Consider the following 22,151-nt stretch of genomic DNA (forward strand, 5'->3'; position numbering starts at 1 on the left):
ATCTTTATTTGGCAATTTTACTAGCTTTTTCATTTTAACCCTTTTTTGGCATACTCGCCAAAGTGAGATGCACCCTGAATGCTAAAGAAATTATAGATGACTATGACGATTTAGAACATGAAGATATTCTAGCTGCTATAGTGTTTGTAGTGATGACTTTAGTCTTCATCAAAGTTTGAGGACTAAAGTCCTGACTACGAACCTATTTTTTAGTAATAATCAAGTACGGTAACACCTTGATATGAAACCATATCAGCAAATCGCGATCGATGAATGCGGCGAGCCTTTAGTGCCAATTCCACCAGAACATTTTGCCTTTGAAACGCCGCACCCTTATCAAAAGTTGGGTGCTCCGTATCACAACAGCAAAGCAGATTCGCCTTACTATTTACGCCAAGGAGTTGTAGATAGTTTAGTAGTAGCTAAAAGCCAACTACAGCATAATTATAAAAATTGGAAAATTCTGATATTTGATGCTTACCGGCCGGTGGAAGTCCAACAATTTATGGTAGATTATACTTTTAATCAAATTGCCGTAGCTCAAGGCTGCGAATTTCCGGTTTCTGAAGACAAACGGCAAGTAATTATAGAACACGTATATCAATTTTGGGCCGTACCGAGCCTCGATCGCACTACGCCTCCTCCTCACAGTACCGGTGCAGCTTTAGATGTAACTTTAGTGGATGAAAATAATCGGCAAATTGATATGGGTTCTCCGATTGATGAAATATCGGAACGTTCTTATCCTGATTATTTTGGTAATAGCAAGGAGCCTCAAAAACAGGAATATCACCGTCGTCGGCAAATCTTAAAAAATGCGATGATAGCTGCTGGTTTTCAGCAGCATCCTAACGAGTGGTGGCACTTTTCTCTGGGCGATCAGATGTGGGCTTGGTTGACAAATCAAAACAATAGTGGTAATCAATTTGTGGCCCGATACGGTCGCTATTAAACCATTTTAGATGTTAGATTTTAGATGACTGAAGGTTCGATCGACATAAATCATTTGGATTGCAACCGCTAAGATACTGAGAACCTTCTTGATTCCTGAAAACCCTACTTTTATTACTTCTGTCAACTGTCAACTGTCAACTGTCAACTGTCAACTGTCAATTCTTCCTTCTTCGAGGCTATTGCCAGCGGGGTAACGGTGCTTTAAAATTAACTAGAGCGAACAAGTGCAGCAAATCAAGCCAGCACTGCAAACCCTAAAGGATAACTTAGATTTCACCCAATGAAAGCACTCATCCTCTCTGGCGGCAAAGGAACACGCTTGCGTCCCCTAACCTATACGGGTGCTAAGCAGTTGGTTCCTGTGGCAAATAAGCCGATACTGTGGTACGGAATTGAAGGAATTGTGGCGGCTGGGATTACGGATATTGGGATTATTATTAGTCCTGAAACTGGCGAAGAGGTGAAGGTAAAAACTGGAGATGGATCTCGCTTCGGTGCAAAAATTACTTATATTTTGCAAAATGAGCCGGCGGGACTTGCTCATGCGGTGAAAATTGCTAGACCATTTTTGGGCGATTCTCCGTTTATCATGTATTTAGGAGATAACTTAATTCAAAATCAGTTAGATCCGTTTTTAGAGATTTTTAACAAGCAAAAACTAGACGCTCTAATCTTGCTTCGCCCAGTGCCAAATCCCTCAGCTTTTGGTGTTGCCAAAGTTGATGAAAATGGGCGAGTATTACAGTTAGTAGAAAAACCAAAAGTTCCGCCATCGAATTTAGCACTGGTGGGGATTTACTTTTTTGCTCCTAGTATCCACGAGGCGATCGATCAAATTCAACCTTCGCCCCGCGGTGAACTGGAAATTACTGATGCCATTCAACAGTTGATCAATCAGAAAAAACACGTAGAAGCCTGCAATTTAGAGGGTTGGTGGTTGGATACGGGGAAAAAAGATGATTTGCTGAGTGCCAACCAAATCATTTTAGATAGTATCGTAGCTTCAACTGAATTAAAAGTAGACGCTACAAGCCAAATTATCGGGCGAGTGCAAGTAGGCGAAGGAACGGAAATTATTAATTCTAAAGTTCGCGGGCCAGTGGTAATTGGGGAAAATTGCCGCATTGAAAATTCCTTTATTGGGCCTTACAGCAGTATTGCCGATCGCGTGACGATGATTGATGCGGATATCGAACATAGTGTAATATTGCAAGGGGCGAAAATAGTTGGCATTCACCAGCGAATTGTTGACAGCGTGATCGGGCAGCGGGCTCAAATCACGAATGCGCCGCCGCGTCCGAAAGCTCTGCGGTTTATGATTGGTGATGACAGTCAAATTGAGTTAGTTTAAGTTGAGATTTGCACTATTCTCGTAGGGGTAATTTACCAGATGGTGCGCGTTGCTACGTCTACGAGATGGTGCGCCTCTGCGCACATTATATTTAAAGGAGGCGAAAGATTGCAGTACGAAGAAATACCAACTCAACAAATTATAGATAAATTGCGCCAAACTTTGGAGCCGCGAATTGGTATTGCTGATTCGCTGCTGTCGGAAAGAGTAAATAGTGCAGCCCAAAATGAAGATGACGAAGACATTGCCCTTCTCAAAGCGGGCTTTGACATTTATAACATTCCAATTACATCTTACCAAAGGCGGCTAGGTTCCGTAGTAATTGCCGTTAGAAAAATCGTCCGAAAATTGCTCAAGCCGATACTAGACAGACAAGTAATTTACAACTTTGCTAATACCCGTGTTGTGCAAACCTTGAGCATACAGTTGCAAAAATTGCAAGAAAATCAACAAACTCTAGAGAAAAAACTTACATCGGAATTAAGTGGCGGATCTCCCGAAGTGACAGCGCAGCTTGAGACTCAACAAAGGGCGATCGCAACTTTTCAGTCAGAAATAGAGCAAATCAAAGCAGTCCAGCAGCAACATACTGCTATTTTAGAAGAGATTACCGCTCAATTGGGCGATCGGACGCACTAAAACATCAAAAATGACCAGAAAGAATTGGTTTAAAGCCGGAACCCTTAAAGGCTAGAAATTAAAATCAGACTGTTCATTACTCCCATCCTCTTCCTTCCAGATAGAGGTCGCCCTCATCTATCAACTGTCAACTGTCAACTGTCAACTGTCAATTGAATGAACACACTGCCAATATGCTCGTTAATTATAGTCAACTATAACGGTCTGCGCCACACCAAAGATTGCTTAAAATCTCTACAAAAACTTGCGTATCCAGAATCACAACTTGATTTAATTGTAATTGATAATTGCTCTCAAGACGATTCGGTTAATGCTTTACACGAACTGTTCCCAAAAGTTCGTATATTTGTGAATACCGCCAACAATTTCGCTAAAGCCCTCAACCTCGGCATCAGCGAAGCAAAAGGGCAATATATCGGCTTTCTAAATAACGATGCCACCCTTGACAGTCACTGGCTGGAAATATTAGTTAAACGGCTCGAAACTGACAACAAAGTCGGTGCAACTAGCGGCAAATTACTGTTTAAAGACGGGCGAATTAACAGCGCGGGCATTCAGCAATTACCTAATTTTTATTGGCAAGATGTCGGCTTTGGCGAGAAAGATACGGGACAGTACGATATCCAACGGGAAGTCGAAGGACTTTGTTGGGCGGCGGTGCTTTTTCGCAGGGAATGTCTGGAAGATGTCGGGCCGATTGATGAAGATTTTGTGATGTATTTTGAAGATGTAGAGTTTGCCAAACGCTGCCACAAACGCGGTTGGAAAATGCTTTATACTCCCGCAGCTATCGCCCATCATGAGTATCGCGGTTCGAGTAAAGGTAGTAAACTTACCGAGTATTTCTGCAATCGTAATCGGTTTTTGTATTTGGCGAAACACGAACCTTTGCAATTAGTTAAAGCAATTCATACGTCAGATTTTTTTACTAACAAACAGTACGATTTGCTGTTCGAGAGTTTGTTTGTGGCGATTAAAAAACTGCTAGATTATCAGCCACCGGAAATCGTCGCTACTATACTGCCGCAGTTGTCGGAAAAGTTGGCGGTGATTTACAGTAGAATGAAAGTCGATCGCATTTTACCTCGATTGCAGGTTGTGCGGGGCGATCGCAAAATGTCGATCGCAATTTACGATCACGGACTGCATTTTATCGGCGGCGGGCAAAAATACGTCGCTACCATCGCCTCGCTGCTGCAAAATGAATTTGACATTACCTTCATCGCCAACAAACCCGTTGCTGTTTCCGACTTAGAATCGTGGTACGGGCTTAACCTTTCAGGATGCAAAATCAAGATTATTCCCTTGCAGTTTTACGAAAAACGCGGAATGCAATGTATCGATTCCAGCATCATCGCCGAGGATATGGAAAATCCCTTCGATGAAATTGCCAGAGAAAGCAAAAATTACGATATTTTTATCAATGCGAACCAACTGGAAAAAGTGAAACCGCTGTCGCCGATATCAGTATTTTTCTGTCACTTTCCCAATACTTTTCGCAACCGTCACTTTGCTGTCGATGACTACACTTTCATTATTGCAAACAGCAAATTTACTGTCAAGTGGCTGGAGAAACGTTGGAATTTGCAGCCAACTTTTATGCTTTATCCGCCCGTAGAAATGGCAACAGCTAAAGTGCCGAAGGAAAAGATAATTTTAGCTGTGGGACAGTTTGAAGCTGGGGGAACAAAAAAGCAAATTGAGTTAATCGAAGCTTTCCGCAGTTTGTTAGCAGATTATCCCGATCAACTTCAAGGATGGCGGCTGATTTTAGCGGGTAGTAGTGTTCCAAAAAATCCTTATTTAAAGACGGTTCAGAATTTGTTGAAGCAGGATTCAAGGGCGATCGAACTTAAAGTCAATTGTTCTTTAGATGAGGTAAAATTGCTTTATGCTAAAGCGAGCATATTTTGGCATGGCTGCGGTTTAGGTGAAGTTAATCCCCAAAGGTTTGAACATTTTGGGATGGCGACGGTGGAAGCAATGCAAAATAGTTGTGCTCCGATCGCCTTTTGTGGTGGCGGACAACCGGAAATTGTCGAACACGGGCGATCGGGCTTTTTGTTCAATACGGTTGAGGAACTGTGTCGCTATTCACATCAACTAATTGTCAATCCCGATTTGCTGGCAGAACTTCAAGCTGGTGCACAGCAACGCAGTCAGAACTTTAGACTCGCACCTTTTGAACACAAAGTCAAGAGTTTTTTTGAGATTATTCACCAGGAATATGCTACAATTCGGCTGCCAAATCCAGGCGAGATTGCTCAAATGCTCGATCGACCTTAAGCATACAGATATGGATGCGGTTGACAGTTGACAGTTGACAGTTGACAGTTGACAGTTGACAGTTGACCTCTACCTGAAAGTCGAGGATTCGAGCAACGAACAGAAACGTAGACGGCGGTTGAAACCGCGCCTAAACAAACGATGTCCGCCTCCGCGGACTGAAGAAAGAAGATAACATATTTTAACCCCATCCGATCTTCAACCCGCGCACCATCCGGGTTTTGTTTGTATAGACGCGGTTTCAACCGCCTTGTCTTCTTCCAATTAAAGTTTATTTTTACTCAAAGCGTGTCCAATCAACTTTTAATCAATTTATCCTTCCTAACTCCCGAACCCACGGGAATCGGGACTTATGCAGCTAATCTCTTCCCGCAACTTCAAAAACTAGAACCAACATTACTTACTTCCCAGCAAATTGACGATTATACTTGTTATCAAATCCCAGACAACATCAGACCGGATCGAGGGCCGAAGGGGCAAATTAACAGGCTGCTGTGGACTCAATTTGACTTACCTAAAATTTACGATAAATTGCAGTCAAGCCTAATCTTTTCGCCAATTCCCGAAGCACCTTTGTATTCCAAATGTCGCTACATCGTGACAGTTCATGATTTAATTCCTTTGCGATTTCCGCAAAAATTCTCCCGCTTGACTGCTTATTTTCGCTACTACATACCGCACGTTTTACGGCAAGCAGAACACATTATTTGCGATTCTGAAGCAACGGCGACAGATGTTGCTAATTTTTACCAAATTCCGCGTCAAAAAATGACCGCAATTCCCCTAGCTTGCGATAATATTAATTTTAGATATCTCGACTTACCAGCTAAAAATTATTTTCTTTATACCGGCAGACACGATCCTTACAAAAACTTGGAAAGATTAATTGCTGCATTTGCGAGTTTAGCCGATCGCAAAAACTACGAATTGTGGCTGGCTGGGCCTCCCAACGCTTACACAGCGCAGTCGATCGCACAAGTTGAACAATTGGGTTTACAATCTTTGGTAAAGTTTCTCGGTTACGTGCCCTATTCGCAATTGCCCGTACTGATGAATCAGGCGATCGCCCTAGTATTTCCCACACTCTGGGAAGGCTTTGGCTTGCCGATTTTAGAAGCAATGGCCTGCGGTACACCAGTCATCACTTCCAACCTCTCGTCGATGCCAGAAGTAGCCGGAGATGCCGGATTATTAGTCAATCCCTACAGCGTCGGAGAAATAGCCCACGCTATGCAAACGGTAGCCACAGATTCAAAAGTGCGATCGCACTTAAAAAAAGCTAGTCTAGCGCGATCGGCCGAATTTAGCTGGTACAAAACCGGAACAGCAACCGCCAACATCTTACAACAATATCTTTAAATCTTCCCTCTCTTACTTTCTCCTCTCTGCGCCCTCTGCGCCCTCTGCGGTTAATCAAAAAAAATCCCAGCCAAAAACCGCAATCCTCATATTATCCCATGCCAAATTCCCAATCTAATCTGCTAATTAATCTTTCCTTCCTAATTTCCGAACCAACCGGATTAGCCATCTACGCTAAAAACCTATTTCCCCACCTAAAAACCCTCAACCCAACTTTACTCACCGCCCAAAAATTTCCCAATAATAACTGCTACGAAATCCCAGCCAACCTCACACCAGAACAAGGAAGCAGAGGACACATCAATCGATTGCTGTGGACACAAACCCAAATCCCCAAAATTTACAAACAGCTAAAATCTAATCTTTTATTTTCCCCAATTCCCGAAGCTCCTTTATTTTCCAATTGTCGCTATATAATTACAGTACACGACTTAATAGCCCTACGATTTCCCCGACGCTTCGATCCGCTGACACCTTATCATAAGTATTACATTCCCCAAGTGTTGCGGCAGGCTGAACATATCATCTGCGATTCCGAATCAACCGCCAATGATCTCATTAATTTTTGCAATATTCCCAGTTCTTTGATTTCGCCAATTTTTCCCGGCTACGATGCCAGTTTTTTTAAGTTTCTAGACTTGCCAACTAGCAATTATTTTCTGTATATGGGCCGCCATAATCCCCATAAAAACGTGCAGCGAGTTGTCGCAGCGTTTGCGGCTTTACCTAATAATTCCGAGTACGAATTGTGGATTACAGGATCGGAAGATAAACGTTATACGCCGCTGCTGAAGGCGCAGGTTCAAGAATTGGGATTGTGCGATCGCGTAAAATTCCTAAATTACCTCCCCGCGGCTGATTTGCCCAAAGTCATCAACCGGGCGATCGCCCTGCTATTCCCCAGTCTTTGGGAAGGATTCGGTCTCCCGGTGCTCGAAGCAATGGCCTGTGGCACTCCTGTGATCACATCTAACCTGTCTTCGATGCCAGAAGTCGCGGGGGATGGCGCACTGTTAGTCAATCCGTACAGTGTCCAGGAAATAGCCTCTGCTATGCACGAGCTGGCAACAGATACCAAAGCTCGATCGCACTTGCGGGAACTCGGTTTGGCCAGATCACAAAAGTTTAGCTGGGAAAAAACGGGCCGGGAAACTGCTGCTATTCTCGATCGATACAGTTGACAGTTGACAGTTGACAGTTGACAGTTGTCAGTTGTCAGTTGTCAGTTGTCAGTTGTCAGTTGTCAGTTGACAGGAGGAAGAGGGAAGTTCGGCAGCGGATTTTGTAACGGAAGAAGGAAGACGGAAGAAGGAAGAAGGAAGAAGGAAGACGGAAGACGGAAGAAGAAAGACGGAAGACGGAAGATTTTTCCCATCTCCCCATCTCCCCATCTCCCCATCTCCCCATCTCCCCATCTCCCCATCTCCCCATCTCCCCATCTCCCTCTCTCCCCATCTCCCCCTCGCCTCACCGAGGGACTGTCAGCCCTTCTACTTGTTGATACCCAACTGATCGCCGCGCTTGTACTGCTGGTAAGCAGCAAAAAACAGCCCCGACAGAGTAACAAAGATTAGACCCAGAACAATACCTGAAAGTAGCGGTTCTACCATGAGAGCTCCTTAACGTTAAGATTTAACAATCTATTTTTAATATTACCAGCACTTACACAGTTGAAGTTTCGCATTCTTGGGCCTTCCGGGGTCTCAGAACTTGATATCCCGGCTGGGAAGGATTAAGCTATGTTATGAGAAATAAATTTTCTTGTAGATAGTTTTTTAAATTGAACTCCTTTGAATCACCAACTTGCCACGAATGAAATTAAGAACCCGATCGAGCGAATTGCCATATTTGCGATCGCGGTGTTGCTTGCCATCATATTGGCGAGTCTGACAATTCGTCAGTTTCAAGTCGCCGATCCCTACGTCAGAAGCGTAATGTCCCTGACTGGCGACCAGTTTCAGGGTTCCGCCATCTTTCAAATGAACTGTGCGGGGTGTCACATATCCGCTGGAGATACTCAAGTCGGGCCCAACTTGCAGCGAGTTTCCGATCGCAAATCCGAATTCGAGCTGATCCGCCAAGTCACCAGCGGGCGAACCCCACCAATGCCCCAGTTTCAGCCGAGTCCGCAAGAAATGGCCGACTTGCTGAAATATCTCGAACAAATGTAAACAAAAAAAGGGAACGAAATTTCGTTCCCCTGCTCCCGATTTGTCCAGGTAAGAGTAAGGTGCGCAATGCGCACCCGGAGGAGGAGTGCGGACTAAACCAGCAAGCTAAAACTGCTCGCCGATAACTGGCCCGGCAGTATGCCCCCCAATATAGCCAAAGTCTGGTTAGTGCTGGCGATCGCGATCGCAGTTGAGCCGTTAGTTTCGGTTAACAACAGTTGACTGAAGTCCAAGCCTCCCACCAACTGGATCGAATCCAATTCTGGCGCAAAGTTGATAATCGTGTCAGTTCCCTGAATCGCTGCCAATACAAAGTCTTGTCGGTTGCTACCACCGATCAGGGTGTCATTGCCAATGCCGCCAAAGAGCAAGTCATCGCCGGTGCCACCAAAGAGTACATCATCGCCACTACCGCCCAGTAAGGTATTGTTACCGTCACCGCCGCAGAGAGTGTCATTACCCTCATCGCCAAACAGCACGTCGTCGCCAGCGCCTCCCAACATTACATCGTCGGCTTTGCCACCGTACAATACGTCATTGCCTTCGTCGCCACTGAGCGAGTCGTTGCCGCGATTGCCGTAAATCGTATCATTCGAGCGATCGCCAAAAATCAGGTCAAAGCCTTTACCGCCAAAGAGAGTGTCGTTATCGATGCCTCCGTAGACGGTATCGTTGCCCGTATTGCCATTGATGTAGTCGCCCCCCTGTAGGCCAAAAATCAAATCGTTGCCACCCAATCCGAAGATCGAGTCACTGCCGGCACTGCCCACGATCGTATCGTCGCCGTTAGGGCCATTGATCACATTACCCCGTGAAGGAGTTGCAGGCAGATTGGGAGCCACAATCCTGGGGAATGGATCAGGGCAAACCAAATCTGTCCCTACAGGTGTTGGCGTCGGCGTCGGTTCAGGAGTCGGCGTCGGCGTCGGTTCAGGAGTCGGCGTCGGTGCAGGAGTCGGCGGTGTTGGCGGCGTCGGTGCAGGAGTCGGTGGTGTTGGCGTCGTTACAGGTGTCGGCGTCGGTGTCGGCAGCGGCGTTATAGGTGTCGGTGTCGGTGTCGGTGTCGGTGTCGGCGTTATAGGTGTCGGCGTCGGGGAGTTCCCGAAGTTGATGCCGGTGACAATCTGACCCGAAGTCAGCGCGATGTCGGTGGGGTTGTCGGTGCTTTGGGTAAACCCAGATTTCTGGACTTCCCGGACGCGGTAGGTTCCCGGCGTTAGGTTCGTGAACAGATAGTTGCCACTGCCGTCTGTGGTGGTAGTAACAGGAACAATAGCAGGAGCTCCTGGGGTTGGAGCTGCGAGGTTGGTTAACACAATTTGGTAATCGGCTAAACCCGGTTCTCCAGCATCCTGAATCTTATTGTTGTTGGTGTCTCGGAACTTCAGACCTCGGATCGTGCCCGGTTGGGGCAGGAAGTTACCGAAGTCAATGCCCGTGATTTTATCTGCGGGCTTAACCGTAACGGGGGCGGGGTTAGGCGTCGTCTGCGTCCAGCCTGTTTGCTGGACTTCCCTTACCTGGAAAGTACCTGCGGGTATGTCCTTGATAGTGTAGTTGCCCGTGGCATCGGTGATGGTAGTCGGTTCGCCCTGCTCAAAGACGCCATCGGGATTGATACTGTCGAGGAATATTTGCCAGTTTTGCAGCCCCAGTTCTCCGGCATCCTTAACGCCGTTGTTGTTGAGGTCATTGAATTTTTGACCGCTGATGGTGCTCGACTGGAAGTTGCCGAAGTTAATGTTAACGATGTCTTGACCGCTGGTGACAGTGATATCGGCCGGGTTGGGCGTAGTTTGCGTCCAAGTATCCTGCAAGACTTCCCGCACCGTGTAGGTTGCTGCTGGCAACTCCAGGAATTTGTAATTCCCAGTGGCATCGGTGAGGGCGGTCGGTTCCCCGGTGTCGAGGGTGTCGTTTTTGTTGGTATCGAGGAAGAATTGCCAGTTGGCCAGTCCTGTTTCTTCGGGATCTTTAAAGCCACTGTTGTTGGCGTCGTTGAATTTCAGCCCGCTAATCGTGTTCGGCTTGAAGTTGCCGAAGTTGTTGTTTTGGGAGTCGGTACCGCTGGTGACGGGGATCGTAAACGCGCCCGGGGCAGCCGGAGCCGTTTGCGTCCAGCCGGTTTGTGGCACTTCCCGGACGTTGTAGGTGCCAGCTACCAGGTTGGTGAACTCGTACTTGCCGTCGGCATTGGTGACGGCGGCGTTGGTGCCAGTTTCGTTTGGTACTTGGTCTTGGACGGTGTTGTTGTTGGTATCCAGGTAGATTGTCCAGCCTGCTAGCGCTGGTTCGCCAGTATCTTGGACACCACTTTTGTTGAGATCGTTAAATTTGAGCCCGCTGATTTTGCCTAACTGGAAGTTGCCGAAGTTTGTGGGAGTTATGGTGTTAGTGATGTCTGTGCCACTGGTGGCAGTGATGCTGCCAGTGGGGGCAAGAGTTGGCAGCCAACCAGTCTTTGGCACTTCCTTTAGGGTGTATGTGCCGGGCCCAATGTCGGTAAATGTGTAGTTGCCGATGGTAGTTGTACTTTCGGTTTTTACCACTGCACCGGCGGCATTGAGTAACTGAATATCAAACAGAGTTGCCGGTGCTCCGTCTGTCCCATCTAGGACTCCGTTGCCGTCTTTATCCTCGAATTTGGTGCCTGCGATCGAGATGTTTTTGAAGTTGCCCAGGTTAACGTTCGGGACATCGACGCCGCTGAGGGGGGTGATGTTGGTAGGAGTGAAGGTTTGGGTATAACCTGGTTGGGCGACTTCTTTGACGACGTATTGAGCGCCTCCTGAGAGGGGGCCTACTGCCGCGAAAGTGTACTTGCCAGTGGCATCGGTGGGAACGGTTTGCAGAACTGCGTTAGTAGCGGAGTTAACTAACTGAATTTGCCAAGTGGTGCCTGCTGGCGGCGTTGTTTCGGTTGCCTCTTGGATGCTGTTACCGTTTTTGTCCTCGAATTTTTGACCGCTGATGATAATCTGCTTGAAGTTGCCGAAGTCTTGAGCGGGTGGATTTGCAATCCCCGTATTGTAGGGAGTAGCCGTCGCAATCGGTAGAGTCTGCTCCCAACCAGTTATCGGCACTTCTAAGATCGGGCTATTTGTCTTCGTATCGGGGATGGTGTAAGTACCGCCGAGCGCTACAATAACGCTATCTTCCCCTGGACTCAGGGCCTTGTCACCGTTCTCATCTACGAAAATCGTAAAGTTTTGGACTGGAGTTGTCGTGGTGGCATCAGCCCCATCTTTAATACCATTGCCATTGTTGTCATTGAATTTCTGACCGGTAATGGTGGGGCCGTACTCGTAAGAACCAACGTCAACAGTGGTGTTGACGGTGCGGGCAAACGGCTGACCGAACTGAGTACCCCGTTGGTCTGCGGTGAGGGCTACACCAGCCGTGTTGAGGGCGAGGGCAGGAGTACCAGCATTCAGGACGGTTGCAGGAATGGTTGCGGTAGGAGCGCCGATCAGCGCGTGAGTCAGGGCAAAACCGCCGTTATTTTTCAATACAGGGTCGAGCCAAGGTACCGCAACACCGGTACCGATGAAGCTGGTGTTGTTAGTGGATGCTCCAATAACTTCACTCCCTGCTACTGAAGTATTGCCAACGACGAGGGTGTTGTTGAGAGTGAGAGTTCCGGCGTTGTTGAAAATTCCGCCGCCGCCATTGCTGGCATTCAGCAGAGGGGCGATGACTACTGCGGGGTCACTGGTGATCGTAGTGTTAGTCAGAGTTGCAGTTGCAGTAAGCTGGTTGAGAAAAATTGCACCGCCCAATCCCGAACCAGCCGTAGCAGTTCCACCGCCGGCAGCCCCACCTGTTGCTCTGCTGCTGCTGAAGGTGCTGTTGCTGACCTTCAAAGTACCGCTGTTGAGAAAAATCGCTCCTCCCAGACCAGCACCGCCACCGCCAGCACCGCCCACAATGGCTTCGCCATTGCCGCCTTGGCCACCAGTACCTGGTGTTACACCACTGCCGCCACCACCCACAGTACCGGTGGTTGGTCCGAGAGTACCGCCAGCACCGCCATTACCGGCAGCGGTTGTGACACCGATCGCACCAGCCGCACCACCCGGGCCGCCGCCACCGCCCAGGGCACCAGCGCTGCCATTGCCGCCTGCACCCCGCAGGCTAACAGCATCGCCAGCACTACCGCCAACACCACCAGCACCGCCGCCGCCGCCGTTAACGCCAGCACCACCAGCACCGCCGGGCCCGCCAGGGCCTCCGGCACCAAAGCCTGGCCCCCCGGCACCGCCACTACCACCTGCTGCTCCACTGCCACCATCTCCGCCTTGGCCGCCTTGACCCCCCACAGTTGTGCTGGTAGCGCCTGTGCCGCCAGCACCGCCAATAGTACCAGCGCCCGGACTACCGCCAGTGGCACCAGTGCTAGTGGGAGTACCTGGGCCGCCTCCGATACCGGTGCCGCCTGAAGTAGTAAAGAATGCAGCTAAGCCACTGTTGCCACCAGCCCCGGTACTTCCGGCTGCACCCCCAGCACCGCCGATCGCTCGGTTGTTGCTGAAGGTAACATTATCAATGTTTACAGTGCCGCTGTTGATGAAAAGCGCACCTCCGACTCCCGCGCCGCCACCACCACCAAGAGTGCCGACAGTTCCCTGGGATAGACCATTGGCGATCGTCAGGTTAGAGAGATTAACTGCCGCACTGTTGTCAACAAAGAAAATTGGGTTGTTGTTCCCGTCGATCGTAATCCCAGTCGTAGTGCTGCCAACAAAATTTACAGGGGTTGCAAGTATAGGCAGAACTTGTCCCACTGGAAAGGTTATAGGAGCAGTGATGTTGATATCATCAACATCGGGCAGGACATTAGCAAAGAGGATGGCGTTCTTCAGGGTGGTGAAGTCGGTAGCAGTAAAGGTTCCTAACACGCCACTATATGCTTCCCTCGCCTCTTGGGAAAACGCCACAGCCGTCTCTATCTTCCCCGTAGTCACTTCCAACACCCAGTCTCCGCCCAGCGCTGCACTGCCGGTCAAGTTATCGGAAGCGGCAATATTTGCTCCTGTGAGCTGGCTCAGCCTTTCCACGAAGGCGACACCTGCTTCTGTGGCGGCGACGTTGCAACCGTAAAGTAAAATTTCAGGTTTAGCAGTATTTGAAGAGTTCGAGTTTGCTTCGGCTGCTGGCAAAGCAAACCATGTTTCTAAATAATTGCGGTAGCTTTCAATATTGCTGAGATTCAGTTCTGTGGTTCCCAGTTGCAAGCTGGCTGCTGCGCCGTGAGACAAAATGTGGACGGCTGTAATGTTTTTCCGCTGTTTGAGTGTTGCAGCTATTTGCTCGATGCCGTCGCGATCGCCCTTCAGGATAACAACTTCTGTATCGGGATTTGCAGTTTCTGTTAAACTTTCGCAATCTTTAACTTGTGAATCTGCAAAAACTATCTGGTGTTTCCGTTCTTTATAGAGTTCCATGATTAAATTCCTCTGGTACACACACACTAAATTCATAGCACAAACCAAACGCAGCAGCGATCGATCAAATTCCTCTGCGGATGCGAGTCGTTGGCAAAACCCGCCCCTATGGGGGCTACGCCAACGAAGTCGATCGCCCTAACTTTCACCTAAATGGAATATTGACAAAACCTTTTTTTTATGCTCCCCTAGGATATACTAAGTTAGTTTGATTCTGTAGAAGTTTTCCAGGCGGATATTGTTCCGGCTGTTAAAAAAATATTTGAGAAGACTGGCGCGCAGTTTTTGATGTCATTAGACTCGATCAAATACTACGTTTTGTCATAAATGTCAAGCAAAAAAAATAACTAATGGCGATCGAGCGTCATTAGTTAAAATTTGATGTTATTTGTTTACGGTATTGATGGCAACGCGAAGCTGAGCCTGTACCGCGAATAATCACCAATTACCAAGTTTCTTCATCGGGATGATTGGAATTGCTCCATATTTCCACATCTAAATCGTTGAGATAAATCAGAGCACTTTCAATCTGTTGACTTGTACCGTTAAGTTCCAAATCAAACCAACCATCATCCGAAGTTTTGACACCCAACAAAGCCGCATTAAAATTCACCGTCAAACCGTGTTCGGAAATCAGGTTAGAAATTACAGGTTCCTGATGGTATTCTTTAGGAACACGAATGCGAATGCGGGTTTGAGTTGGTCTGCTGTCTCCTGACTCAGTATGCGGGATATCTGATTCTTGGGTTTTGTGAAAATTGTCGATCGACTCAAATTCAGATTTGCTACTATTCTGATCTAACATTTCAGCCTCCTAATATTTACTTAAATGTAGGTTGCGTTGAGGAACAAAACCCAACTGTCAACTATCAACTGTCAACTGTCAACTGTCAACCTCCTTAATGCTAGTTTTCTTTTCCAAAATCTCCTGAAGCACGAGAGTAACAACTGCTAACAAACCGAGAACTACCGCAGCAGAAAAAGCCGATTGCGTCGCATATTGCTTGTAAGCATCCTCTACAAACAAAGGCAAAGTTTGGGTTTTTTTAGCAATATTTCCCGACACCACAGAGACGGCTCCAAATTCTCCCATTGCTCTAGCATTGGTCAAAATTACTCCGTAAAGCAAGCCCCAGCGAATATTCGGTAGCGTGACATTCCAGAAGATTTGCCAATCATTTGCTCCTAAAGTTTTCGCTGCTTCTTCTTGATCTGTTCCCACTTCTTCCAAAACAGGAATCACTTCGCGGGCGACAAAAGGTAGAGTGACAAAAGCAGTTGCTAGTACCATTCCGGGAAAGGCAAAAATAACCTTAATTCCGGCACTCTCCAGCCACGGACCGAACCATCCCAAGCGACCGTAAAGCAGTACAATCATTAAACCTGCTACTACGGGAGACACGGCAAATGGCACGTCTAAAATGCTGATTAAGAGTGTGCGTCCCCGAAATTTGTTGCGGCCGATAACCCAAGCTGCACACAAACCGAATACCGTATTTACAGGTACAACTATCAGTGTAATCAGCAGGGTAAGTTGTGCTGCTGACAGAAAATCTGGTGAGGTTAAGTTGCTAAAAAATGGTTCTACTCCCTTTTTAAAAGCTTGGTAAAAAACGTTGAGAGCTGGAATAAATAAGATGAGTCCAAGATAGACGATCGCAATTCCGATCAAAGTTGGTTTTACCCAAGCTTTTTCTTTTTTTCGAGCTGAACCACTAGGTGGAAAATTGTACTTTTTCGATAAATTTAGATTAGCCGTCATAGCGTCTTCTCCATGATTGTAAGAGGTTTATAGCGAATAACATTGTCAGGGAAATACCTAACATGAAAGTGCCGATCACCGTGGCTCCTGCATAGTCGTACTGCTCTAATCGCTGGAAAATTAATACAGGGGCGATTAAATCTTTAAACGGTATATTAGAAGCTACTATTACAGTAGAACCGTACTCGCCCACCGCTCGCGAAAATCCGAGGGCAACTCCGGTTAAAATTGACGGAAACAGTGGCGGTAAAACTACTCGCCAGAAGGTTTGAAATTGAGAAGCACCCAAGCACCAAGCTGCTTCTTCGATGTCTTTTTCCATTTCGTTTAAAACTGGCTGTACAGTCCGCACGATGAAGGGTAAGGAAATAAAGATCATTGCTACGCCTACGCCTAAACGAGTGAATGATATCTTGATTCCTAACGGTGCAAACAGCCCGCCGATCCAGCCGTTATCGCTGTAAACTGTGGCGAGGGTTAAACCTGCAACTGATGTCGGGAGTGCAAAAGGTAAATCGACTGCTGCGTCGACAATCCGTTTTAAGGGAAAGTCGTAGCGGACTAATACCCAGGCAATTAATGTGCCGAATACTCCGTTAATTAATGCGGCAATTAATGCGGTAAAAAACGTGACGTTGTAGGCGGAAAGGGCGATCGGGCTTGTGGCAATTTTCCAAAATTCGACGGGGTTTGCTGTGCTGGCTTTTAGCAGCATGGCTGTGACTGGCAAAAATAGCATGAGGCTGAGGTAGCCTATGGTGATTCCCCAAGGTAGGGTGATTTTGCCGATCGCTCTTTTGATGTTGGCGATCGCAGATTGAGAGTTGGTTGCTGGAGATGATACTGTCATAGGGTGATTTTTAACCGCAGATGAACGCCGATAAACTCCGATTTATTCGTTCCCAAGCAGAGCCTGGAAACGAGTAACGAGTAAGTAATGACTGCGAAGGGGTAATTCAGGAATTAGCGTTTAATTGAACCTTGGATTTTGTCAAAAGCGGCTCCGTCATCAAAGAATTTCTTCTGAATTTCTCCCCAACCTCCTAAGTCTTGAGCTGTAAATAGGGTTTTGACGGGGGGATATTTTTGGACAAATTCTGCTTCTGCGGCGACTGTCGCATCTATTGGCCGAAATCCTGCTTTAGCAAATTCTCGCTGAGCTTCTGGGGTGTAGAGAAACTTGACAAATGCTTCGGCGACTTCGCGGGTGCCGTGTTTGTCCACGTTTTTATCGACGATGGCGATCGGATTGTCGATCGACACATTCACGTCGGGAATAATATAAGTCGGTTTTTCGCCTTTCTGAGATGCCAGAATAATCTCGTTTTCGTAGTTAATTAAGGCGTCACCTTGGCCTTGTTTAAAAAATACGTCGGTGGCTTCGCGGGCGTCTTTGGTCAGGATGGGAACGTTTTTGTAGACTTTGCTCGTAAAATCTAATGCTTTGGTGTCATCGCCTCCGGTTTTGACAACCGAGCCCCAAAGTGCTAGGAAATTCCAGCGAGCCACGCCTGATGTTTTGGGATCGGCGGTAATCAATTTCACTCCGTCTTTGGCTAAGTCTTCCCAATTTTTGATGTTTTTGGGATTTCCTTCGCGGGTGACGATGGCTGCTACGGATTTGCTGACGATGCCTTCGTTGGGCACTTCTTTTTCCCATCCGGGCCCAATGAGTCCGGCTTTCTCGATTTTGGCGGTGTCGAGGGCTAGGGCTAGGTGCACGATGTCGGCTTCTAATCCGTCAATTACGGCTCTGGTTTGGGAACCGGAACCGCCGTAGCTTTGATTGAAGCTGACGGTTTGCCCCTTTTCTTTTTGCCACTGCTCAACAAATTTGGGAATTATCGCTTCGTGGGCGGCTTTGGTGACGGCGAAGGAAACGAGGGTTAGTTCTATGTTGCCTTTGTTTGCTCCTGGGCTAGCACCAGCGCCGGGAGTGGCTGCGGGGTTGCTGGGGGTTCCCTGCTGGCAGGATACAATGGCCAGACTTAAAGTTATTCCTACTAAAAATAGGGACAGGAATCTTTTGAGTGAAGTCAACGATTGATTTTTGCCTCCTGGTGACTGTTGCGCTCGGTGAAATTGTTGAGTTAGGTGTTGCCGCTGGCTCATTATATTTGTTCCTCTACAGAAACTACGGTTATTAGGTCGGAATACCGTAATTATGGTGGTGAAGTACGATTATAAACAGGCGCAAGTAAAAATAGCAACAAAAAAAATGAATTGGGGGGGCTCGCGATCGATCGACTAATCCTCAAGTCTTACCATCCGTGGTTTTGAACCAGATTCGCGGTAAAATGTAAACCGTATAAATACGATGATTGAGTCAAGGTGCTAAGCCTGCACGATAACGCCTTACGGATGCGCTGGCTCCTCGCCCAAATAAGCGCGATCGCGGCAAGAGTCCCAGCGGGAGACGCCTGACTCGCGCGATCGCCCCCCAAGTAAGAAAAAGTTTTAACTGGTATGTCATTACCCCGCCCCGTCTCAGACACCCTAATTGAACTGTTGAAGCCTGTAGCCTGCGAATTGGGAGAAAGATTGGGAGCAAGCGCTATCAACGAGCGCTATGCAGAAATTGAGCCGTCTGGTTCTTCTGCTTTGAACCAGCAAATCAAAAAAGACCCCCGCTGGATTAAAGCACAAGTTAAATATTTGCAGCGACAGCAGGCCCGAGAACAAGAGTTAATTGCGATCGCCAGTATAGAAGAAGAAAGGCTAAAGGAAGAACGCGCTAATCGAATTAAGGCAGAAGAATTGAAAGATCAGCGGGCTATTAGCCGGCTTGGTCGCGAGTTAATGCGGGAGATTCAATCAGAAGCAATTCGAGTTAAGCTCAACGAAATTCAAATTATTTGGGACAGGGACAACTGGTTTTCTAATTTGAGCAGACAGGAAACTGAACAGATTTTGCAGCAGCAGCAGCACCGATTGCTGTTGTTAGTTGCTCCGGCAAAAATTAGCCAAGATTGCCCAGATTCGTTTCGCCACAATCTGAATATCGAACTCCCGGCTAAGTTGAGAACTTTTTTGAACCAGTATTACCCCCCGCACGGAGAATCTTGTCCGGTTCAGTTTTACGGAGATTATTTCAAAAACGCGATTTCTGATATTGATGTGGAGCGGTTGCAGACTGTTTTGTCTCCCGTGCCGACAGCTATATTGTACAGCGATATCAGCGATTATGAAGTTAATTTTCATGTCGGTTTTTGGGGAATTATTAATCAGAGCGTTTCCCTAGTGGCGATGCAGCCTTGGAACTGGGAAGAGGTTTATCACCAGTTGGAGGCGGAGGGGAAAGATGAAAAGCTGAGCCTGCGGATTATTCGGCAAATAATTGTGACAATTCATAAGTTACTGGCGGCTTTTTTAGCTGATTTGTATTATTTAAAGATAGATTTTACTTACGAACCTCAGCTATTTAATTTAGAGGCGGAATTTGCTCAAGAATGGTTTTCTAAAGATTGGGCGTTACCGTATATGGAAACTCTTAAAGAAATTCAGGAGCAGCAGCGAATAACCTATAAGGGAGAGATGCGGCGCCTGGCGCTGCGAGAGGCGAAAGCTCGGGCGGAACGCAAGCGTTTGGAAGAGGCTGAACTCAAACGCAGAGAGGAAGCTGAGGCGGTAGCTAAGCGGGCGAAGGAGTTAGCTCACAAATTTAAAAATCTGAAATGGCGGTGCGCATACACTCTGCCGGGACATTCATCGTTTGTGAATTCTCTGGCGATTAGTCCTGACGGCAAAATTCTGGCTAGCGGCAGTTGGGATAAAACTATTAAGATTTGGAAGTTAGAAACAGGGGAATTAATTGGCACTCTGACGGGACATTCCGATCGCGTAAATTCTGTGGCTATTAGCTCGGACGGAAAAATGTTGGTCAGCGGCAGTTCGGACGAAACAATTAAGTTTTGGAATTTGTATAACGGTGATTTATTGTGTACTTTTCCGGGACATTCTATGGAGGTGAATTCGGTGGCGGTTAATCCGAAGGGCCAGCTAATTGCTAGCTGCGGTGGGGCTGATAATGCGATTAAGCTTTGGAATTTGCGGACTGGTGAGTTGCTACGGACTTTGAGGGGTCATGCTGACAATGTGAATGCGGTGGTTTTTAGCCCGGATGGTAAGATATTGGCGAGTGGCAGTTCGGATGCGACGAGCAAGGTTTGGGATGTGGAAAGTGGTAAGTTACTGCGGACTCTTTCGGGTTTGAGTGTTGGGGTGAATTCTGTGGCGATCGCGCCGGATGGTCAGACTCTTGCTAGCGTCAGCAATGATTATACGATTAAGCTGCGGAATTTGCATACGGGCAGTTTGTTGCGGATTTTAAATTCTAATTCTGCGAGGGGAAAGGGTGTAGCGAATTTAGGCATGAATGAGGCTGTGCATATTTTGCGGAATTATGTGAGTCGGGGCGATTCGGTGGCTATCAGTCGAGACGGTTTGACTTTGGCTAGCGGCTGCGATGATAATACGATTAATATTTGGAGTTTGCAGACGGGGGAGCTGTTGAGCACTCTTAAGGGACATTCGGGTACTGTATACTCGGTGGCGATCGCACCTTCGGGCAATTTACTCGCCAGCGGCAGTGGGGATGAGACGATTAAGATTTGGCGCTGCGATTAGACAGTTGGCAGTTGACAGTTGGCAATATTCAGAGCCTGTCCGCTAATTAACACAATACTTGTACGGGCGGGTTCACCAACAATCTATAATTCCCACTCACAATCTATATAAACCCGCCCCCACCACGCGACTAGATATGATTTGAGATTTTGGGGCTAGAAACCGGGTTTCTGGGAAAATTTGGGTTGAGTGACGAGAAATATCGGAAGAAACCCGGTTTCTGGAGTATAGGTGCGTCCAAAACTCTCAAACACGACTGCGGGATTTAGCTCAAGAGAGGACAATTCCGGTTTGTCCCTTACGGGGATGGGTTTTGGGCGAATTTGAAAAAAAGTTTGCTGGGGGGGTTGCGCTAATGGCGATAAGTTTGCTATATTAATTTTCACTGCTGGTGTAACTCAGTTGGTAGAGTAGCTGATTTGTAATCAGCCTGTCGCAAGTTCGAGTCTTGTCACCAGCTTATTTAATGAAATAAAGGCTAGATAAAATTTCTAGCCTTTATTTTTTTTGTCTCGTGTCTCAAGGCGTTTGTCACCCGCCTCAGCAATTTTGATTTTTAAGGTAATCTTTTTTCCAAAAATAGAAATATCGAGAGCTAGAGTGAATCGGGCGATCGCCAACTAGAGTTTCTGATTATCACATAATTGGGTTTAAAACCCCGTCCTTCTAGGACGGCTTTAATTGTAAACTTTCATTACACCTTCACAACTCTTGTGCTGAAGACGATAGTATAAGGGTGGAGGTAAGACAATGCTAGTTTCTGAGTTCAAGGCTTACGGAAAATCAAGTCAGTTCCAAGCGGTAAACGAAGCTATTCGCACCAGCCAGTTTGTTCGTAATAGCTGTTTGCGTTACTGGATAGACAATCCTAAAAAGAACAAGTACGACTTGAATAAATACTGTGCTGTACTAGCAGCAACTTTTCCGTTTGCTGATGAACTCAATTCTCAAGCAAGACAAGCAAGTGCCGAACGTGCTTGGGCAGCTATCTCTCGATTCTACGAAAACTGTAAGAAAAAGATTCCCGGCAAAAAAGGATATCCACAATTTCAGAAAGACTGCCGTTCTGTTGAGTACAAATCGACTGGGTGGAAACTTGCTCCAGACAGAAAGTCGATAACTTTCACCGATAAAAAAGGGGTCGGCAAGCTCAAGCTCAAAGGTACTCGCGACTTACATTTTTACCAAATTAACCAAATTAAACGGGTTCGATTAGTAAAACGTGCTGACGGTATTTACGTTCAATTCTGTATAGATGTCAGCAGAACAGAAAATACAGAGCCGACAGGTAATACTATCGGATTAGATGTTGGGTTAAAAGAATACTACACCGATTCAAATGGAATCACGGTTGAAAATCCTAGATTCCTAAGAAAGGGCGAACGTATCCTTAAACGCAGTCAGCGTCAAGTGTCGAGAAAGGTTAAAGGTTCAAAGAATAGAGGTAAAGCTCGACAGGTTTTAGGTAAGCGCCATCTCAAGATAAGTAGGCAACGTAAAGACCATGCCGTGAAATTGGCAAGGTGCGTAGTTCAGTCAAACGACTTGATAGCCTACGA

At 46.9% G+C, this 22,151-nt stretch carries 16 protein-coding genes and 1 tRNA gene; 11 read left to right on the forward strand and 6 right to left on the reverse strand.

What is annotated here, in order from left to right; all coding sequences use genetic code 11:
- Positions 1-62 precede the first annotated feature (62 nt).
- The 7 genes from QUB52_RS29335 to QUB52_RS24785 all read left to right on the forward strand — a co-directional run bounded on the left by QUB52_RS29335 (position 63) and on the right by QUB52_RS24785 (position 7,770).
- Positions 63-179, forward strand: a complete 117-nt coding sequence (locus QUB52_RS29335; protein WP_442923222.1) for a hypothetical protein — start codon at positions 63-65, stop codon at positions 177-179.
- A gap of 62 nt (positions 180-241) precedes the next feature.
- Positions 242-952, forward strand: coding sequence for a M15 family metallopeptidase (locus QUB52_RS24760; RefSeq protein ID WP_265239270.1), 711 nt, complete (start codon positions 242-244; stop codon positions 950-952).
- 282 nt (positions 953-1,234) lie between these two features.
- Positions 1,235-2,305 carry a glucose-1-phosphate thymidylyltransferase gene (locus QUB52_RS24765; protein WP_106333748.1) on the forward strand — a complete coding sequence of 357 codons (1,071 nt, stop codon included), beginning with the start codon at positions 1,235-1,237 and terminating at the stop codon, positions 2,303-2,305.
- Positions 2,306-2,413: 108 nt separating this feature from the next.
- Positions 2,414-2,944 carry a hypothetical protein gene (locus QUB52_RS24770; protein WP_332975128.1) on the forward strand — a complete coding sequence of 177 codons (531 nt, stop codon included), beginning with the start codon at positions 2,414-2,416 and terminating at the stop codon, positions 2,942-2,944.
- Between the two features lie 156 nt (positions 2,945-3,100).
- Entirely contained in the window at positions 3,101-5,230 is a 2,130-nt protein-coding gene (locus QUB52_RS24775; RefSeq protein ID WP_332975127.1) for a glycosyltransferase, read from the forward strand.
- 288 nt (positions 5,231-5,518) lie between these two features.
- The gene (locus QUB52_RS24780) at positions 5,519-6,589 is read left to right on the forward strand and encodes a glycosyltransferase family 4 protein (protein ID WP_332975126.1); all 1,071 of its coding nucleotides are present in this window, start codon (positions 5,519-5,521) and stop codon (positions 6,587-6,589) included.
- Positions 6,590-6,687: 98 nt separating this feature from the next.
- A complete protein-coding gene (locus tag QUB52_RS24785; protein WP_332966726.1) occupies positions 6,688-7,770 on the forward strand; it encodes a glycosyltransferase family 4 protein in 1,083 nt (360 codons plus the stop codon).
- A 309-nt stretch (positions 7,771-8,079) separates the two neighbouring features.
- On the opposite strand, the gene petG is transcribed toward QUB52_RS24785, so the two are convergent.
- Positions 8,080-8,199, reverse strand: a complete 120-nt coding sequence (gene petG, locus QUB52_RS24790) for a cytochrome b6-f complex subunit V (protein ID WP_015174208.1) — start codon at positions 8,197-8,199, stop codon at positions 8,080-8,082.
- Between the two features lie 180 nt (positions 8,200-8,379).
- Here petG and QUB52_RS24795 point away from each other — a divergent pair, with 180 nt between their 5' ends.
- Positions 8,380-8,760 (forward strand): cytochrome c, encoded by a 381-nt coding sequence (locus QUB52_RS24795; RefSeq protein WP_332966728.1) that lies wholly within the window; start codon positions 8,380-8,382, stop codon positions 8,758-8,760.
- Positions 8,761-8,852: 92 nt separating this feature from the next.
- Here the strand turns inward: QUB52_RS24795 and QUB52_RS24800 are convergent, their stop codons facing one another.
- The 5 genes from QUB52_RS24800 to QUB52_RS24820 all read right to left on the reverse strand — a co-directional run bounded on the left by QUB52_RS24800 (position 8,853) and on the right by QUB52_RS24820 (position 18,078).
- Positions 8,853-14,204 carry an SdrD B-like domain-containing protein gene (locus tag QUB52_RS24800; RefSeq protein WP_332975125.1) on the reverse strand — a complete coding sequence of 1,784 codons (5,352 nt, stop codon included), beginning with the start codon at positions 14,202-14,204 and terminating at the stop codon, positions 8,853-8,855.
- A gap of 445 nt (positions 14,205-14,649) precedes the next feature.
- On the reverse strand, positions 14,650-15,009 hold the full coding sequence (locus QUB52_RS24805) for an NIL domain-containing protein (RefSeq protein WP_265235491.1): 360 nt from the start codon (positions 15,007-15,009) through the stop codon (positions 14,650-14,652).
- Positions 15,010-15,087: 78 nt separating this feature from the next.
- Positions 15,088-15,966, reverse strand: coding sequence for a sulfate ABC transporter permease subunit CysW (gene cysW, locus QUB52_RS24810; RefSeq protein ID WP_332975124.1), 879 nt, complete (start codon positions 15,964-15,966; stop codon positions 15,088-15,090).
- A complete protein-coding gene (gene cysT, locus QUB52_RS24815; protein WP_332966731.1) occupies positions 15,956-16,816 on the reverse strand; it encodes a sulfate ABC transporter permease subunit CysT in 861 nt (286 codons plus the stop codon). The genes cysW and cysT overlap by 11 nt, the downstream gene beginning before the upstream one ends.
- A 113-nt stretch (positions 16,817-16,929) precedes the next feature.
- On the reverse strand, positions 16,930-18,078 hold the full coding sequence (locus QUB52_RS24820; RefSeq protein WP_332966732.1) for a sulfate ABC transporter substrate-binding protein: 1,149 nt from the start codon (positions 18,076-18,078) through the stop codon (positions 16,930-16,932).
- Between the two features lie 354 nt (positions 18,079-18,432).
- Here QUB52_RS24820 and QUB52_RS24825 point away from each other — a divergent pair, with 354 nt between their 5' ends.
- From QUB52_RS24825 to QUB52_RS24835, 3 genes are all read left to right on the forward strand, one after another.
- A complete protein-coding gene (locus QUB52_RS24825) occupies positions 18,433-20,592 on the forward strand; it encodes a serine/threonine protein kinase (RefSeq protein WP_332966733.1) in 2,160 nt (719 codons plus the stop codon).
- A gap of 387 nt (positions 20,593-20,979) precedes the next feature.
- Positions 20,980-21,052 (forward strand) — tRNA-Thr (locus QUB52_RS24830).
- A gap of 290 nt (positions 21,053-21,342) precedes the next feature.
- The coding region (locus QUB52_RS24835; protein WP_332976297.1) for an RNA-guided endonuclease InsQ/TnpB family protein at positions 21,343-22,151 on the forward strand (809 nt) is incomplete at its 3' end.

The organism is Microcoleus sp. A6-C6, assembly GCF_036705955.1.
In the GTDB taxonomy this organism is placed as follows: domain Bacteria; phylum Cyanobacteriota; class Cyanobacteriia; order Cyanobacteriales; family Microcoleaceae; genus Microcoleus.

Excerpts from the sequence above, each read along its gene's own strand:
- QUB52_RS24760 (WP_265239270.1), top strand. The coding sequence starts at position 242 with ATGAAACCATATCAGCAAATCGCGATCGATGAATGCGGCGAGCCTTTA.
- QUB52_RS24765 (WP_106333748.1), top strand. The coding sequence starts at position 1,235 with ATGAAAGCACTCATCCTCTCTGGCGGCAAAGGAACACGCTTGCGTCCC.
- QUB52_RS24775 (WP_332975127.1), top strand. The coding sequence starts at position 3,101 with ATGAACACACTGCCAATATGCTCGTTAATTATAGTCAACTATAACGGT.
- QUB52_RS24785 (WP_332966726.1), top strand. The coding sequence starts at position 6,688 with ATGCCAAATTCCCAATCTAATCTGCTAATTAATCTTTCCTTCCTAATT.
- petG (WP_015174208.1), bottom strand. The coding sequence starts at position 8,199 with ATGGTAGAACCGCTACTTTCAGGTATTGTTCTGGGTCTAATCTTTGTT.
- QUB52_RS24800 (WP_332975125.1), bottom strand. The coding sequence starts at position 14,204 with ATGGAACTCTATAAAGAACGGAAACACCAGATAGTTTTTGCAGATTCA.
- QUB52_RS24805 (WP_265235491.1), bottom strand. The coding sequence starts at position 15,009 with ATGTTAGATCAGAATAGTAGCAAATCTGAATTTGAGTCGATCGACAAT.
- cysW (WP_332975124.1), bottom strand. The coding sequence starts at position 15,966 with ATGACGGCTAATCTAAATTTATCGAAAAAGTACAATTTTCCACCTAGT.
- cysT (WP_332966731.1), bottom strand. The coding sequence starts at position 16,816 with ATGACAGTATCATCTCCAGCAACCAACTCTCAATCTGCGATCGCCAAC.
- QUB52_RS24820 (WP_332966732.1), bottom strand. The coding sequence starts at position 18,078 with ATGAGCCAGCGGCAACACCTAACTCAACAATTTCACCGAGCGCAACAG.
- QUB52_RS24825 (WP_332966733.1), top strand. The coding sequence starts at position 18,433 with ATGTCATTACCCCGCCCCGTCTCAGACACCCTAATTGAACTGTTGAAG.